Annotated in this window: 17 protein-coding genes and 1 pseudogene; 3 read left to right on the top strand and 15 right to left on the bottom strand. The window is 45.7% G+C overall.

The genetic code is table 11. From position 1 onward, the window contains the following. Positions 1-3: 3 nt before the first annotated feature. The 8 genes and pseudogenes from BROSI_RS05120 to BROSI_RS05155 form a co-directional block, all read right to left on the bottom strand. The gene (locus tag BROSI_RS05120; RefSeq protein ID WP_052562694.1) at positions 4-2,649 is read right to left on the bottom strand and encodes a molybdopterin-dependent oxidoreductase; all 2,646 of its coding nucleotides are present in this window, start codon (positions 2,647-2,649) and stop codon (positions 4-6) included. After that, complete coding sequence (locus BROSI_RS05125; RefSeq protein ID WP_052562695.1) at positions 2,646-4,499, bottom strand: NADH-quinone oxidoreductase subunit NuoF; 1,854 nt, start codon at positions 4,497-4,499, stop codon at positions 2,646-2,648. Before BROSI_RS05125 ends, BROSI_RS05120 begins: the two co-directional genes overlap by 4 nt. Beyond that, positions 4,496-5,005 (bottom strand): NADH-quinone oxidoreductase subunit NuoE, encoded by a 510-nt coding sequence (nuoE, locus tag BROSI_RS05130; protein ID WP_052562696.1) that lies wholly within the window; start codon positions 5,003-5,005, stop codon positions 4,496-4,498. Before nuoE ends, BROSI_RS05125 begins: the two co-directional genes overlap by 4 nt. 71 nt (positions 5,006-5,076) lie before the next feature. Further along, a complete protein-coding gene (gene nuoD, locus BROSI_RS05135; RefSeq protein ID WP_052565652.1) occupies positions 5,077-6,231 on the bottom strand; it encodes an NADH dehydrogenase (quinone) subunit D in 1,155 nt (384 codons plus the stop codon). A gap of 32 nt (positions 6,232-6,263) precedes the next feature. Then, positions 6,264-6,764: an NADH-quinone oxidoreductase subunit C gene (locus BROSI_RS05140; protein WP_052562697.1), complete on the bottom strand. Its 501-nt coding sequence runs from the start codon at positions 6,762-6,764 to the stop codon at positions 6,264-6,266. 5 nt (positions 6,765-6,769) lie between these two features. Beyond that, positions 6,770-7,237: an NADH-quinone oxidoreductase subunit B gene (locus BROSI_RS05145; RefSeq protein WP_052562698.1), complete on the bottom strand. Its 468-nt coding sequence runs from the start codon at positions 7,235-7,237 to the stop codon at positions 6,770-6,772. After that, positions 7,228-7,581, bottom strand: coding sequence for an NADH-quinone oxidoreductase subunit A (locus tag BROSI_RS05150; RefSeq protein ID WP_052562699.1), 354 nt, complete (start codon positions 7,579-7,581; stop codon positions 7,228-7,230). Before BROSI_RS05150 ends, BROSI_RS05145 begins: the two co-directional genes overlap by 10 nt. Before the next feature lie 196 nt (positions 7,582-7,777). Beyond that, a pseudogene (locus BROSI_RS05155) lies at positions 7,778-8,391 on the bottom strand (IS1634 family transposase); the annotation flags it as partial. 183 nt (positions 8,392-8,574) lie between these two features. On the opposite strand from BROSI_RS05155, the gene BROSI_RS19740 reads away from it, so the two are divergent. Then, the gene (locus BROSI_RS19740; RefSeq protein ID WP_157842395.1) at positions 8,575-8,736 is read left to right on the top strand and encodes a hypothetical protein; all 162 of its coding nucleotides are present in this window, start codon (positions 8,575-8,577) and stop codon (positions 8,734-8,736) included. Between the two features lie 107 nt (positions 8,737-8,843). On the opposite strand, the gene BROSI_RS05160 is transcribed toward BROSI_RS19740, so the two are convergent. The 5 genes from BROSI_RS05160 to BROSI_RS05180 form a co-directional block, all read right to left on the bottom strand. After that, positions 8,844-9,179, bottom strand: coding sequence for a response regulator transcription factor (locus tag BROSI_RS05160; RefSeq protein WP_052562701.1), 336 nt, complete (start codon positions 9,177-9,179; stop codon positions 8,844-8,846). Between the two features lie 243 nt (positions 9,180-9,422). Beyond that, positions 9,423-9,725, bottom strand: coding sequence for a HigA family addiction module antitoxin (locus tag BROSI_RS05165; RefSeq protein ID WP_052562702.1), 303 nt, complete (start codon positions 9,723-9,725; stop codon positions 9,423-9,425). Between the two features lie 10 nt (positions 9,726-9,735). Further along, positions 9,736-10,017, bottom strand: coding sequence for a type II toxin-antitoxin system RelE/ParE family toxin (locus BROSI_RS05170; RefSeq protein ID WP_052562703.1), 282 nt, complete (start codon positions 10,015-10,017; stop codon positions 9,736-9,738). Between the two features lie 145 nt (positions 10,018-10,162). Next, entirely contained in the window at positions 10,163-11,350 is a 1,188-nt protein-coding gene (locus BROSI_RS05175; protein ID WP_052562704.1) for a PKD domain-containing protein, read from the bottom strand. 12 nt (positions 11,351-11,362) lie between these two features. Then, positions 11,363-11,833 carry a hypothetical protein gene (locus BROSI_RS05180; RefSeq protein ID WP_052562705.1) on the bottom strand — a complete coding sequence of 157 codons (471 nt, stop codon included), beginning with the start codon at positions 11,831-11,833 and terminating at the stop codon, positions 11,363-11,365. A 928-nt stretch (positions 11,834-12,761) separates the two neighbouring features. Between BROSI_RS05180 and BROSI_RS19745 the strand changes: the two genes are divergently transcribed. Together BROSI_RS19745 and BROSI_RS05185 are read left to right on the top strand one after the other, a co-directional pair. Continuing rightward, positions 12,762-12,926, top strand: a complete 165-nt coding sequence (locus tag BROSI_RS19745) for a type II toxin-antitoxin system HicB family antitoxin (protein WP_157842396.1) — start codon at positions 12,762-12,764, stop codon at positions 12,924-12,926. A gap of 298 nt (positions 12,927-13,224) precedes the next feature. Beyond that, complete coding sequence (locus BROSI_RS05185; RefSeq protein WP_052562706.1) at positions 13,225-13,521, top strand: hypothetical protein; 297 nt, start codon at positions 13,225-13,227, stop codon at positions 13,519-13,521. Positions 13,522-13,776: 255 nt separating this feature from the next. Here BROSI_RS05185 and BROSI_RS05190 read toward each other — a convergent pair whose 3' ends face one another. Both BROSI_RS05190 and BROSI_RS05195 read right to left on the bottom strand, forming a co-directional pair. Then, on the bottom strand, positions 13,777-14,916 hold the full coding sequence (locus BROSI_RS05190; RefSeq protein WP_052562707.1) for a PKD domain-containing protein: 1,140 nt from the start codon (positions 14,914-14,916) through the stop codon (positions 13,777-13,779). Further along, on the bottom strand, positions 14,913-15,338 hold the full coding sequence (locus tag BROSI_RS05195) for an SBBP repeat-containing protein (protein WP_052562708.1): 426 nt from the start codon (positions 15,336-15,338) through the stop codon (positions 14,913-14,915). Before BROSI_RS05195 ends, BROSI_RS05190 begins: the two co-directional genes overlap by 4 nt. Positions 15,339-15,340 lie beyond the last annotated feature (2 nt).

Raw genomic sequence — 15,340 nt, forward strand, 5'->3', positions numbered from 1 at the left:
TATTTACCCTGTTTCCTTGCAAATTTTGACGGGGGTGTACACCCTGTCACGCAGGAGATTTACCGGTACCCACTCATAATCTTCAGAAACAAAAATGGTGCCTTCGGGTGTTTTGCCGGCAACCTTTGCCTGGAGTTTTATCTTATTTTGCATAGATTCAATAACAATCATATCCCCGTCCTGGATATCCATTTTCCGGGCATCTTTTCTGTTTATTTCCACAAAACATTCCGGGGCAACCAGAGTAAGGGACTTTGAATGCCGGGAAAAAGCGCCCTGATGATTCAAACTGGCGCCGGTAAGCAGGATAAAAGGGAAATCCTTTCTCCTTATGATACTGAAAGATTCGGGTTGAATTATTTCAAACTTATATTTTACCGGTCTTTTCTTATCATAAACAAAAGATACCCATTGGAATTCTTTCCTCTTCAAACGGTCATAATTAACACCTGCATACAGGGGGGCTATGCTTCCTATTTCACTCAATATCTCTTTCACGGATGCGTATGAATAGGATTGTCCCATCTTTTTGGCAAGGTCACAAATAATTTGCCAATCTGGTCTGGCGTCTCCCACTGGTGGTATAGCTTTGTTTAGCCGTTGTACGGTCATCCCCATATTGGTGAAGGTTCCTTCCCGTTCGGCATAGGTAACTGCAGGGAGGACGACATCTGCCAATTGCGCGGTTTCCGTCAGGAATGTATCCTGGACAACAAGAAAGCCTACCCTTCTCAACGCCTCCCGGATATCTTTGCCGTAGGGATAATGCATGACGGGATTTTCTCCCATAACGTAGAGCGCTTTTAATTTTCCATTGAGTGCAAGATCAATAACATTCGGGGAGTCTTTCTGGAAAATATCGTCAGCAAGTTTTACGCCCCATAATTTTCCCACCTTTTCCCTGCCGGATGTATCGTGGATATCACCGTATCCCGGAAAGAATCCGGGGACAACCCCCATATCATTTACACCCTGAGAATTGTTATGGGATCTTGAAAACAAAACCGAAATCTTACCAGGACTTGTCTTTTCATCATGAGCGGCGTTGATAAGTACGCAGAGGTTCATCAAGGTTCTTATGGTGATTTCTCCCAGAGGGTCTTCTTCAATGTCTTTACCGCAAATGATACAGCAATTTCCCGGTTTTGTTAATAATGCGGATACACTTCTCAAGGTTTCTTCAGAAATGCCGGTTGATTGAGAAGCATCCCTTACACTGAACTTATCTAATGAGGAACACAGTTCATGAAAATTGTCCGCCGATATCTCTGCCTTCTTTAAGTCAACCAGGTTTTCATCAATAACGATCTTCATCAAGGCGTTCATGAATATGGCCTGGCTTCCCAAGGTATATTGTAAACGGATATCATTTTTGGCCACGCTATTGAATTGAACGTTTCTTATATTGGCAACAATGAGATTGGCGTTGTTCATCCTTATAGCTTTTCGGGCCATGCTTCCGGCTACAGGATGAGCCTCAGTCACGTCTGCACCAAAGAAGAATAAGGTATTTGCATTCTCAATTTCTTTCAATGATGCTGACGCAATCCCGTTCACAACAGATTGATACATCAGCCTGTTCAGATACGGTGATTTTATATTGGACAGGTTGTCAATGTGGTTCGTTCCCAGCACAGACCGGCAGAATTTCTGGAAGAGATAGTTGTCCTCATTGGTGCATTTTTCAGAACCGATGCCTCCTACCGATTTCCCGCCATGTTCCTGTATCACTTGCTGAAATCTTTTTGATACGTAATCAATGGCTTCATTCCACGAGACGGGATAGAATTCACCGTTTTTTCTGATTAAAGGAGTCTTTATGCGTTCAGGAGAATGGATAAATTCATGACCGAATCTGCCTTTAACGCAGAGGTTACCCTCGTTTATTCCCAAACGGTCATGGGATGTGATACGCCTCACACTTTCCGTCTTGGTATTTACCACGACCGTACAGCCAACGGAACAGTATGGACAAATCGTAGGCGTGTTTTTGAATTCCCATGGTCTGCCCCTGAACCCTAAGGTTCTATCCTGCCAGGCTCCGGTTGGACACACTGCGACACAGCCACCGCAGAAACTACACTCCAGCGGTCTGTCAAAGGCGGTGCCAATGACCGTTTTAAAGCCGCGGTTTTGGAAGTCGATGGCGCTGACCCCTTCAATCTCCTTGCAGGCGCTTACACACCGGCCGCACAAAATACACCGGTTCCGGTTTAATTCTAAAACCGGATTATCCCGGATCACCGGGTGATGCATCCTCACGGTCTTGAATCTGCCAGGACCCAGATTCAGTTCGCTGGTAATGTTTTGCAATCCGCATTCACCGGATTTGTCACAGGTAGGACAAGAGAGTTCATGATGGGCCAATAGATATTCCATAACGGACTTTCGGTACCGGATTACTTTCTGCGTATTTACTTTTACAATCATTCCCTCAGATACGGGGTGCGCACAGGCAAACCGGTGTCCGGTTCTTTTCCGTTCAGTGACTTCTACAAAACAAAGCCTGCAACCCCCAAATTGTGAGAGTTTGGGATGGTAGCACAGTCCGGGGACATAAATATCGTTGTCCAGGGCTGCCTGGAATATATTCGTACCTTCAGGGGCAACGATAGGTTTATCATCAATAACAAGGTGTATGATATTCATTTTATTGCCAGAAAATTACATTTTTCATAACAGAGATTGCACTTAATGCATTTTTCTTTATTGATAAAAGCGACCTCCGTAGTACTCCCGCTAATTGCTTTTACCGGGCAGTTGCGAATACATGCCTGGCACTTGGTACACTTTTCCGGGGACACTTCATACTTGTGAAGGGCGACACACGTAGCAGTTGGACAAGTCTTATCGCGGATGTGCGCAATATATTCATCCTTAAAATACCGGATAGTGGATTTTACAGGATTTGGCGCGGATTGTCCGAGACCACAAAGGGACATCACCTTGATCTCATCACTCATTTGTTCCAGCACTTCCAGATCCTTTTCTTCACCCTGCCCCATGGTAATGCGGGTGAGGATATCCAGCATAAGGGTAGTGCCAATCCGGCAGGGCGGACATTTTCCGCATGATTCATTGGCACAAAAGTTCATAAAAAACCGGGCCATCTCCACCATACAGGTAGTGTCGTCAACAACCACAAAACTTCCCGAACCCATCATTGCACCTGCCCCAACAAGCGATTCGTAATCAATTGGTGAATCCAGGAGGGACTCAGGAAGACATCCGCCAGAAGGCCCCCCGATCTGCACTGCCTTGAATTTTTTCTTTTTCGGAATACCGCCGCCCATGTCAAAGACAATTTGTCTGATCGTAGTGCCCATAGGGACTTCAACAAGACCGGCATTTTTTACTTTCCCGGTCAGGGAAAAGATTTTCGTTCCCTTGCTGTGTTCTGTACCAATCCGGGAATACCAATCCGCACCTTTATTGATAATGAACGGTACATTAGCAAAGGTCTCTACATTGTTCAAACACGTCGGTTTGTCCCATAAACCCGCTTCTACAGATTGAGGAGGTCTTGTGCGGGGCATACCCCGTTTCCCTTCAATGGAATTTTGCAGTGCGGTCGATTCACCGCAGACAAAGGCGCCAGCCCCTTCCTTTACATAGATTTCCAGACTGTACCCGCTGTTTAGGATATTTTCACCCAGAAAGCCGCGCCTATTGGCTTCTTCAATGGTGTGTTTTAATCGTTTGACCGCCAGTGGATATTCAGCGCGAACATAGATGTAACCACTCGTAGCATTAATGGCATATCCCGCGATAATCATGCCTTCCAGGACGGCATGCGGATCCCCTTCCAAAAGGCTCCTGTCCATAAAGGCACCCGGGTCTCCTTCGTCGGCATTGCACAGGACAAACTTTTCTTCGGCGGAATACTTGGCACAGGATGCCCACTTTTCACCTGTTGGAAAACCACCACCTCCCCGGCCCCTGAGACCCGATTTGCTTATTTCATCAATCACGGCCTTCGGAGTCATGGTCCTGAGTACTTTTTCGAGCGCCGTATATCCGCCCCGCGCAATATATTCATCGATACTATCGGGGTCAATATATCCGCAATTCCTGAGGATGTGTTTTTTTTGACCCTTATTCATCTCCAGGTCGTCAAAAAAAGGCAACCCTTCATAAGGAATCACTGTTTTGTCGTCCAGGTACATCTGCGACATGACGAGTTTTTTTACCGCCTCTCCCTTTCCCACGTGTTCTTCTAATATTTGTGGCACCATGGTGGTTTTTACATTTCCGTAAGTAACGCGTGTGCGGCCAGGAAAGATTACGTCCATGAGCACTTCGTGCGCACACATGCCGATACAACCAGTAGGCACTATGTCTGCATCGAGTTTTTGTTTTCCCAGCTCTTGTTCAACGCTTTTCAACACATTCCTGGCGCCAGCGCCCAAACCGCAAGAGGCCATGCCAATAATTATTTGCGGTTTTTGTGGATTGAATTTTTGTTGCTGGTGTATCGTTTCGTTACTAACCGTAGTCATTTAGGAAACCCTGACTCTTTTATCTCTTTTATGACCGTTGCAACGGTGTCCGGGGCTAGTTTTCCGTGGATATCTTCATCCACCATCATAACAGGCGCCAGCGAACATGCACCCAGACATGCAACTTCTTCTAACGTGAATACATTATCCTTTGTTGTCATACCCGTGGAAACTTCTAATGTCTGACTCAGTTTTTCTAAGACCTTCTTTGCCCCTTTCACATGGCACGCAGTCCCGCAACACATCTTAATAATATGCTGTCCGCGCGGTTTTAAGTGAAACTGGGCGTAAAAAGTGGCAACTCCCACAATTTCATGCGTGCTAATATGCAATCTTTCTGCAATAAGGTCAACGATGGGTTCGGGCAGATAACCATATTCGGCTTGCACCATTTGCAAAATAGGGATCACTGCTCCTCTTGCGTTTTTATATTTCTCCAGTATCTTTTCTATCTTTGAAAGATCTACAGTTTCACTTCGCGCAGATTGTTCTTTTCTGGTATTCATGGTAAATTATGCTGCCACACGTAAAAGAGTTATAAAGGCAGTTTTGCACTATCATTCGTCATATTCAGATTTTAACGATCAATTTCTCCCAAAACAATATCTAAACTTCCAATGGTAGCGACGACGTCGGGAAGTAATCTGCCCTCTACCATTTTCGGTAATGCCTCCAGATTGACAAAAGAAGGAGGCCGTATTTTCAATCGGTAAGGATTGCTGGAACCATCACTTACAATATAAAAACCCAATTCCCCCTTAGGGGCCTCAATGCTGGAGTAGACCTCTCCTTTCGGTGGATGAATACCGTGCATGATGAGTTTAAAATGGCTGATCATGGATTCCATATTTGTCTCTACGTCCTCTTTTGGAGGCAAGGTAACATTCGGTATTCTTGCTATAAAATCCCCTTTAGGGAGAATATTTAGAGACTGACGAACGATACTATTGCTCTGACGCATCTCTTCTATGCGCACACGATACCGATCGTATACATCTCCTTTTTTCCCCAAAGGAACGGCAAAATGATATGTATCGTAGCCGGAATAAGGTTCTGACTTCCTGATATCCCAATTAACTCCTGATCCCCGTAAACTCGGGCCGCTAAGGCCATAATCAATGGCATCTTCAGCGGAAATAACACCGACACCGACCGTACGCTTTTTCCATATAGGATTGTCCGTCAGGAGCGTTTCATACTCATTGAGCCGCGCGGGAAATTCAGTGACAAATTTGTGGGTTTTTTCCAGGAATCCGCCGGGTAAATCGCGTGACACGCCACCTACCCTGATATAGGAGAGGTGCATCCTCGCCCCTGAAACCATTTCAAAGATATCATAAATTTCTTCGCGTTCCCGGAAGCAGTAAAAGAACACGGTCATAGCGCCAATATCCAGGGCGTGGGTTGCCAGCCACAACAGATGAGAGGCAATCCTGGTAAGTTCACAGAGAAGCACGCGGATATGTTTGGCCCTTTCAGGAACTTCAATATTAAGTAATTTCTCAACTGCAAGGGCATAAGCCAGGTTGTTTGAGAAAGGGGCTACATAATCCAACCGGTCTGTGAGGGGAATACACTGATGATATGTTCTATATTCCGCAAGTTTTTCCACACCCCGATGGAGGAATCCCACGTGCGGCACTGCCTTTACGATCATCTCGCCATCCAGTTCCAGCAAAAGCCTCAGGACACCGTGTGTGCTGGGATGTTGCGGCCCCATATTGATGGTCATCAGGTGGGTCGTAGTTGCTGTAGCGGTTTCTGTCACGCCTCACCCCTTCGATAGGTGTCCCGGAGTGTGGCGGGTTGTCTTCCATCCACAGGATAGTCTTTTCGTAAGGGATGCCCTTCAAAATCTTCCGGCGTGAGAATTTTTCTCAGATCGGGGTGACCGACAAACTTAATACCAAACATGTCATATGTCTCTCTTTCATGCCAATCAGCCGTCTTCCAGATGCCCGTTACCGTTGGTATGCAGGATTCATCTGACGGAACAGACACCTTGATGCGCAGGCGATGATTTTTCTGTATAGAATAGAGATGGTACACCACCTCAAAAACATCATCTGTTTGAACCCGGTCAACACCACAGAGATCCGACAAAAAATTAAAATCAAGCTCCTCATTTTCTTTCAGGAACCTGGCAATATCACCAATACAATCCCTCTCTACTATAAGGGTTAATTCATTACGAAATGTATGAGAACCCAGTATTGCCTCTGGAAAACGTGTTTTTATGAATGCGAGTATAGAGTCATTATCCATGGTTTTTATAAAGCTTCTTTTCCAATCTTTTTCTGTATTTCCATGATAGCGTGGATCAATGCCTCCGGTCTCGGTGGACATCCGGGGAGATATACATCTACAGGCATGACCTGATCCAGTCCCTGAACAACGCTGTAAGTGTTATAGACACCACCGGAGACTGCACAGGCGCCCATAGCGATAACCCACTTGGGCTCCGGCATCTGATCGTAAATTTTTCTTGCCACAGATGCCATTTTATACGTAAGCGTACCGGCAACAATCATCAGGTCTGATTGTCTCGGTGAAAACCGAAAGACCTCTGCGCCGAATCGGGCAAGATCGTGACGGGGTGCAACCGCAGCCATCATTTCTATGGCACAGCAGGCCAATCCAAACGGCATGGGCCAGAGAGAGGACTTGCGTGCCCAATTTACCATGGTGGTTAAGGTTGTGGTAAGAATGTTATCACCCAAGTGGCTTTCTAGTCCCATTCCAACCCTCCCCTTTTCCATAGATAAAGATAGCAGACGAGCAGTATACCGATAAAGATGAGCATTTCAATAAACCCAAAGAGCTTGAGTGACTTAAATGCCACTGCCCACGGGTAAAGAAAAATGACCTCAACGTCAAAGAGAACAAAAAACATGGCGATGAGATAGAATTTTACCGAGAAACGTTCCCGCGCCGAACCTACCGGATCAATACCACACTCATACGGTGAAAGCTTTTCTGCGGTGGGTTTCCGCCTTCCCAAAATCGCCGAAAGCCCTATATTGGTAACAGCAAAGCCTCCAGCTATAATAAATAATATTAGTATAGGTAAATATTGCGTCATAAAAAAGATTATAGAATTATTTTTTTAAAAGTCAAAGAGATTTGCTGTGTCGAATCTTTCACAAGATAATCGGGATAAGCTTAAAAGTATATGCCATGTTCAGTTGAGGTCAGTAAGGTGCTTGAGGACAGCTACTTACTTAACTAAATATTTTGGTAGAGTAGAAAAATGGAGCCTCGAATAAAGAGATTGCCCTCGTTGGAATACCGCGATCCATAAGCCAGGTGCGCCGGAATTTCCCATACTGCTTTTCGATCCGATCCAGAAATTTCTCCAGTGTCGCGGTATCTCTTGTATTCCCGGGATATACTTCGTAGGCCACGGGAAATCCTTCCGGCGTCAACACCAATGCCACTACCACTTGAACGCAATCCGAACGTTTGTCCCGGCTGTACCCAAACCGTTTTTTACCCCCAGATCCCGTCGATGGCGGATCACTTTCAAAATACGTGCTCGTCAAATCATACAGCAGCACATCATACTTCGCGCCAAGCAGCTTGCCCCATTGCCCTTTTAAAAAACCAAACAGATCGTCGCGATGCTCAAGCAGCAAATCCAAACAACGATACGGCTTGTCCTTCTGTGCCAGCGAATCATCTTCCCCCGTCAGTTGTTTTACCTTGTTCTTCTCACCCCAAAGTGCCTCTATCGTCCGAACCCATCCCGCCCGTTGAGTATCATTGAATTCTTCCAAATAGAGAACTTGCCGCTGCACCACTCTTCTTCCGCTGACCCGGCGGTTCTCTACAACGCTCCAATACCGATGGGTTTTTTCCCATCTTTCGTCCGTGATTTTTCTCGGAGAAACATGCAAGCATTTTCGCAGTTTCCCGTGATTGCGTCAATAGGGTGGGTCGGCACTACAAACCGTTTTGAAAATTCACTCCTTTAATATCAAGGGTCTCCCGGTGATACATGCCCAAAAATAACCATTTTTTGGGTGTGAATTGCGAAAGTCGGGTTAAGTCCCCCTAAATAAGAGGGGACTTCGTCGTGAGCGTTCGACCGTGTGCTCACGCCGAGATCTCAGTCGAACGATCCATGGGGTTGTTACCCCTTTTAATGGGGATTTGGTTGCGGCTTCGCCGCGGCTATGTTACAGATAAGATGACCAATGTCTTATGGCGTAAAGGGCGAGTTGGAGCCTGTCGGTAATCCCTGCCTTTTTATAGAGATTGTTCAGGTGTTTTTTACGGCTTGTTCAGTCATATTCAGGCATTTCATAATTACCTTGTTCCGGTAACCCTTGCAGATCATTTTAATCACTTCTCTCTCTTTTTTTTGGTAAGCTCGTGTATTTCCTCTGCGACGTTTTTCACACACGAGAGGATGTCTTTGAGCTTCTTCCGGTTGAACCAGAGTTCGCCTGCAGCAACACTCTTTATTGCCTTTCTTAACTCTGAAGGGCTGGCTTCAGTAGATAAGATACCAATCACCCCTTGTGAGATAAATCCCAGGAGATTTTCATCTTCCAGCCCGGGAAGGCAACCCGTCCACAAGAGCAGAATGCCTATCTTGTGTTTGAAGAGGGTGTCAGGAGACATGGCTGAGAGGGCATGAAAATCGGTAATGAGGATATCCGGGTTTGTCTTTATCACTTCTTTCTGACTGGAGACGTGTTAATAGTGCAATCAATTTCAGGACCATCTTCTTTTATTAATCGTGTGATGCCCTCTCCGAAGAGGTTGTTACAGCAACAGATCGTTATTCTGAATGGCATCGTTTTTACCTCAAACCAGGCATTATCCAAACACAGCTTTAGGGGATCAAATCTTTGAAATGCGACCCTTTCGGTCCTTCCAACTGATTATTTTTCTTTTTCTCATTGAGATTCCCTGGGATTACAAGGCCGCCGTCAATGGTCGTACTTCACGTGCTACCTGTTCGGATAATAAATCTTCAGCAATATCCATATCATACCTGCTTTGCAAGTTCATCCAGTAGCGGGGGCTTTGGCCAAAATAACGCCCTAAACGCAAAGCAAGCTCCGCCGTTACCGGGCGTTTGCCATGTACCACGTGATTGATCCGCATAGCGGGCACACCTAAATCCTGTGCCAGCCGGTATTGTGATATGTTTAATTCATCGAGTAATTCTTTCAGATATACCCCGGGGTGCACGGGTGCAATACGGTGCTTAGCCATACTCAACTCCTTAATGATAATCGACGACTTCTACCTGTTCTGCGTTACCGCTGCGCCACTCAAAACAAATTCGCCACCGATCGTTGATTCTGATACTATACTGTCCCTTACGTTCTCCCTTCAACGCCTCAAGCCGATTGGATGGTGGTAAACGTAAATCTTTAAGATGAACGGCCGCATCAATCGCGTTGAGCTTAACAAAGACGCGCATTTGAATTTCGCGTGGAAACTTTCGTGAATATGCGCGGTTAAACATTTTTTGAGTCTCACCGCAACGGAACGATTTTATCACAGAACAATAATAAACATAATGTTTATTATTGTCAACAAAAATAATGGTTCAGATTTATAATCCAATGTCATTAAGTTAAGCTACCTGCCGGACGAATCCCCCTTAGAAAAGGGGGATAAAGGGGGTTGTTTGGATAAAATAAACCTTAACTTAATGACATTAGGCTGCCGTCTGCACCCATAGCCATTCCAAAAGGACCATTTAGTCTCGCCTCGATGGCCGGGCCGCCATCGCCACTATATCCCGCCTCGCCGTTCCCTGCCACGGTGGTGATAATACCGAATTCCATATTGATAGTGCTGATGCTCACGGTATCTGGAGCACTGTCCACCGTACCGTCATTGACGATCAGGCTCACCACATACGTGCCTACCTCATCCACCGTGAAGGTCGGATTTACTGCATGCGCATCGCTCAGGGTCGCCGTGCTGCCATCAGGTTTCGAGGTGAACGCCCACGTGTAGGTCAGCAGATCGCCGTCCACGTCTGTACTACCGCTGCCGTCCAGGGTCACCGTCTCGTTCACACATGCCGATTGGTTTGCCCCTGCGTTGGCTATCGGTGGTGAGTTTGATAGATCGCCAGAGAACAGGAACCGCCTTCCGTCTTCCGTAAATGCCAGGATCTTACCGGAGGCGTCCGGGAAATACGCCACGGCGACCACTCGAGCATTACTGGCAAACCCATCCATCGGAAGAGGCGACCACGTGGCTCCACAATTACGAGTCACAGAGAAGGTTGTGCCTCCAGTCTGGACAACCCAGGTGCAGGGGTCAGTCGGATGAGCCAATAGATTTCTACCTTCTGGATCATCGAGAGTCACACCGTTGATTAGTACCGCAGAAGAAACGCCCGGCGCATCTCCCGCCGCATAGTAGGGAGGCTGTGCTCCAGAATAGTAGGCGATGGAATAAATGAACCCACCATCTGCGGTATATCGTCCCAAGATTCCTCCCGCCCTCTTTTGAAGCCCTCTGACTGGAATATCAGTCGTGATTCCACCGACTGGTAATCCTTCTGTGGGAACGCCTGGGAAGTTAATCTGAGTTGAGTTACTCCCGTCCAGATTCATACTCATGGGAGGGAGAAAATAATGTTTATTGATGAGCAATCCCGCCACGAAATCGATCGTAATGGTTGCGAAGCTCCATGCGTCGTTACCAGTCTTGGCCACGTTGTTGTGACCCTGGAGGATTGAGAAAGTCACACCAGCGTCTGTGCTCACAGACACATTGCCGTAATCATAGCCTCGTCCAATAAATACTTTGTCCTGATTATCAGGATCGGGAATAACCACATTGATCTCACCACTTTCTCCCGGCTGTCCTGCCATCAGATTTTCAGTCTAGGAAGCACCATTATCATCGGAACGCCACAACCCTCCTTTGGACGCAGGAGACCCCCATGGATGTCCATTCGCAGCAAACCAGATACGATTGGGGTTGGCTGCCGAGCGGGCAACAGCGCGGTCTTTCCAATTATTTCCCCACCCCAGCGTCTCGATTTGATCGAAATTCGCTGAATCATGAACAACCCAAGACACACCTTGGTCGGTAGACGTGGCTGGACGGCATGCAACATTTGTACGGTTAGTTCCTAGTGGACCCACGATTCCAGTCAGCAAATTAAGCTGATCCTTGTCGGCAAATGTGACTGAATAAACGTAACCAGGGTTTCCATTTTTATCGATAATCGGGATTCCGATACCGATTTCAGTCCAACTAGCCCCCGAAGCCACTGTCATCACGCTGCTGAGCACCAGCACTAAAACCAAACTTCCAATCAACGCTTTCATCATTTTGCTTATGCGCTTCATAACACCCTCCTTTTTGCCCATCTTCGGCGATGGTAGATAACAATAATTAAATTGATCCGTATAATGTGCAGATCAACGGTTTCTGATCCATAGAACACGCCTTTGAAACAGCGAATGCTGCTATGATAAAGATTGTATGCTTAACCACTTGCGTCGCCTGGTATTTGTTATCACAGTGTCTTATGCGGATCGGCATAAAAATCTTCCCCGCCTGCCGCAGGCAGGTTAGTCCATTTCAAAGCCCGTCGACAGGGCTGCGAACCCCCGCCGGGCCAAGGTTGTTGACAAGTATTTGAGATAGATACTATGTGTTTTCACGACTACTTCTTTCTTACAATGCCTTGTTAAAAAATAAAAAAGCCTTAATTCACAAATGTTATTCATAAAAAAACCGCTAAATCCGAAGCACGAAATCCGAAATTCGAAGCAATTTCAAAATTACAATTTCAAATGTTTTAAATCTTGTTTCTCACTTCTGACATTTAATATTAGAATTTGTTTCGGATTTCGATATTCGAATTTTGAATTTGTGAAAAAAACAAAAACGTGAGTATTGTAATTCAGCATTGAGTAACTCTTTTTGGTTGCAGCCATGCTACTCCAGGCAATCCAAATCCGTGATTTCGTGTCGTTCATTGGTGTGAGATAATGGCCACATAGTACTATTCCGAGAGGGGGGCGATCAAAAGAACAAAGGTTTACTTTTTAAATATTTTTGGTTTACCAAAAAAGTAAACTTTTGGGATGAATTGCCTCTGGTTAACTCTGACAGGTTCAAATGTGTAATTGAAACCCACTATTTATTGTGCCCACGCTGCAATACCTTTACTCTCTTTTTCCCGCTCTTTCTAATTAGCTTGATTTATAAAACAATTCCCAATAAAATAGCCAAATTAATAGGAGTTTAGATTTTTAAAACAGTAGGTTTATGATGAAGACATTGGTTTTAAAAGTTACTTTAACCGAAGAAGCGGATGGTCGATGGAGCGCTTCAATTCCTGTCCTGCCTGGTTGTTCCAGTTGGGGATATACCAAACAAGAAGCCCTGGAAAATATAAAAGATGCCGCAGAAATATACATGAAGATATGTTAGCCGCCAGTGAGAGCTTGCCAACCCCATCAGATGCCATGGAAGTTATACATGAACCTGCTATCGCAATTTCTCTATGATTCACAAAAAGACTCGGATTAATAATGTAATTCAGTTACATTTCGTTTTTGTTATCTGGAGCGCAGCCGAAGGATCTTATTTGTTGGGTTTCGTGCCTCAACACAACCAACTAATGTAGACTTGCATTGCCATATGGCATATGCTAAACTTTTTTCATTCATTACACCTCGTGTATAAATCACATAATATTGTAAATGAAGTATTTAAGAGGAATATCAAAATGATAAAACTACAAATAGAGTCCGACACAACAGATAATGTTTTGGATATTATCAAGACGGCTATTTCTGCCGAAATTAAAAGACTTGAAATTGGCCTATGTAAAACAAACGAGCAAATAAAAAAATTTGAAACGGAGTATAATGTATCTTCTGAAACATTTCAAAAAGAGTTCACCGCCGAAAATCTAAAAAAAGGAGACCAGGAATACATTGAATGGGCAGGTGAGTTAAAGATTAAAGAAAAGATAATGGCAGATCTAAAAAAGTTAAAAGAAATAGAATATGTTGCTTGCTGAATACTTTGCCCGATATGTAAAAGTCATCGAAGAATATTCCAAAACCAATCGGATGTGCCAGAATTAGACAATATTTTACAAGAAATAATGAAGTATCTTTTATAATTTAAATTAAGTTTTCAGTTGTTACATAACATATAATCCCCCTCCCTGGTTGATGGGAGGGGGATTAATTTTGGTCGGTGACTATAAATTCTCCACCTCAACAATACCACTTGAATACGTGGGCATACAGTCTCCCTTCATAATCCTTCGTCATGGTAAAGAATTGTAATTCTGGCCGTCATCGATACATTCAGACTGGCTACTGTGGGGAACACATACGTTAACGGTTCCGGTACAATTTTCACCAGCACCGTCATCGGCCGTGAAGGTGATCCGGTAGACCCTTCCATTACCGTTTCCTGATCGTTCGGCCCGCAGAAGTACCTTGTCACCCTGGATCACCGCGTCCGGACTTGTATCGCCATCACCAAGTCCATCGACCGGTTCATCCTGAGTCACCCCGGTTATGGTAATGGTCACCTGATTGTTATCCGGGTCAGTTACTCCCGTAATCCCCACCTCTACGAGCTTGTGGTTCGGTGGCCAGAGCAATCCAGGGCTTGCCTGTGCAAGGTCACACGCAGGTAGACCGTTCAAGTCTAATATGGTAATGGTTACTTCAGCATCATTTTCGTTGTTACACAAGCCGTCATTCACAACGAGCCGGAATACCAGTTCTTCTCTCTGACTTACTGACGGGGCTACAAAGGCAGGATCGGGGCTATGGGCATCAGACAGGGTAACAGGTATGCCACTCACTTGCGTCCAGGTGTAGGTGAGCGTATCACCGTCCGGGTCACTGCTTTCTATACCATTTAGCGTTACCTGACTGCCTTCGTCTCTCGTTTGATCATCCCCAGCGTCCGCTGTCGGACAATGATTGATGTTTTCAACAATCACATTCACCGTGTCTGTTCCGTCAGAAAGTCCATCGCTTACCGTTAATTCAAAGGTAAGGGTTTCCCCTGCTTGGCCAACAAGAGGTGCAGTAAATGATGTTTGTGTACCGATTGGATCGGACAGAGTCACCATTGTGCCTGGGGTTTGCACCCAACTGTAGGTAATACTATCGCCGTCAGGGTCGTAACTGTATGAACCATCCAGCGTCACGGGGCTGTCTTCCTGCACTGTTTGATCGGATCCCGCAATGGCGACGGGAGGATGGTTTACGTCCTTAACAGTAATATTCACCGAATCGTCACTGGTTAAGCATCCATCACTGACGGTGAGCTGGAAGGTAAGGGTTTCACCGCCGCGGGGCACATTGGGTGCGGTAAAGGTGGGATGGACGGGGTCACTGAGGTTCAGGGTAACTGATGTGCCTGCTAGCTGTACCCAGGTATACGTCAAGGGATCGTCTCGGGGTCGTTACTGCCCGATCCGTCCAATGCAACCAGAGTCAGTTCATCCACTGTCTGATCGCTACCGGCATTCGCCACCGGCGCTGAATTGCCGATTGCAAACTTTGTAACAAAGGCATCTTGAATTCCTTGTTTACTTCCTTGGTATGCAGAGGTCGTGGGAAAGTCCATAGACTCTGTTATGCCAGCTACATAGGCATTGTCAGAGCCGTCCACCTCCATGCCCCAACCTTCATCTTTAGCACCTCCGCCCAGATATGTGGAATAAATCAGAGCGCTCCCGGTGGAACTAATCTTCGTGACAAAGGCATCAAAGCTTCCTCCTGCATGACTTACCTGGTATGCGGAAACTATAGGAAAGTTCGTGGAGCCAGTAGATCCGGAAACATACGCGTTGCCAGAACTGTCCACCG

It is taken from the genome of Candidatus Brocadia sinica JPN1, from assembly GCF_000949635.1.
GTDB lineage: Bacteria > Planctomycetota > Brocadiia > Brocadiales > Brocadiaceae > Brocadia > Brocadia sinica.

Bases quoted from the DNA above. Each gene is read 5' to 3' on its own strand.
- BROSI_RS05120 (WP_052562694.1), bottom strand. From the start codon at position 2,649: ATGAATATCATACACCTTGTTATTGATGATAAACCTATCGTTGCCCCT.
- BROSI_RS05125 (WP_052562695.1), bottom strand. From the start codon at position 4,499: ATGACTACGGTTAGTAACGAAACGATACACCAGCAACAAAAATTCAAT.
- nuoE (WP_052562696.1), bottom strand. From the start codon at position 5,005: ATGAATACCAGAAAAGAACAATCTGCGCGAAGTGAAACTGTAGATCTT.
- nuoD (WP_052565652.1), bottom strand. From the start codon at position 6,231: ATGACCATCAATATGGGGCCGCAACATCCCAGCACACACGGTGTCCTG.
- BROSI_RS05140 (WP_052562697.1), bottom strand. From the start codon at position 6,764: ATGGATAATGACTCTATACTCGCATTCATAAAAACACGTTTTCCAGAG.
- BROSI_RS05145 (WP_052562698.1), bottom strand. From the start codon at position 7,237: ATGGGACTAGAAAGCCACTTGGGTGATAACATTCTTACCACAACCTTA.
- BROSI_RS05150 (WP_052562699.1), bottom strand. From the start codon at position 7,581: ATGACGCAATATTTACCTATACTAATATTATTTATTATAGCTGGAGGC.
- BROSI_RS05165 (WP_052562702.1), bottom strand. From the start codon at position 9,725: ATGGCTAAGCACCGTATTGCACCCGTGCACCCCGGGGTATATCTGAAA.
- BROSI_RS05175 (WP_052562704.1), bottom strand. From the start codon at position 11,350: ATGGCAGGACAGCCGGGAGAAAGTGGTGAGATCAATGTGGTTATTCCC.
- BROSI_RS05180 (WP_052562705.1), bottom strand. From the start codon at position 11,833: ATGAAGCGCATAAGCAAAATGATGAAAGCGTTGATTGGAAGTTTGGTT.
- BROSI_RS19745 (WP_157842396.1), top strand. From the start codon at position 12,762: ATGATGAAGACATTGGTTTTAAAAGTTACTTTAACCGAAGAAGCGGAT.
- BROSI_RS05185 (WP_052562706.1), top strand. From the start codon at position 13,225: ATGATAAAACTACAAATAGAGTCCGACACAACAGATAATGTTTTGGAT.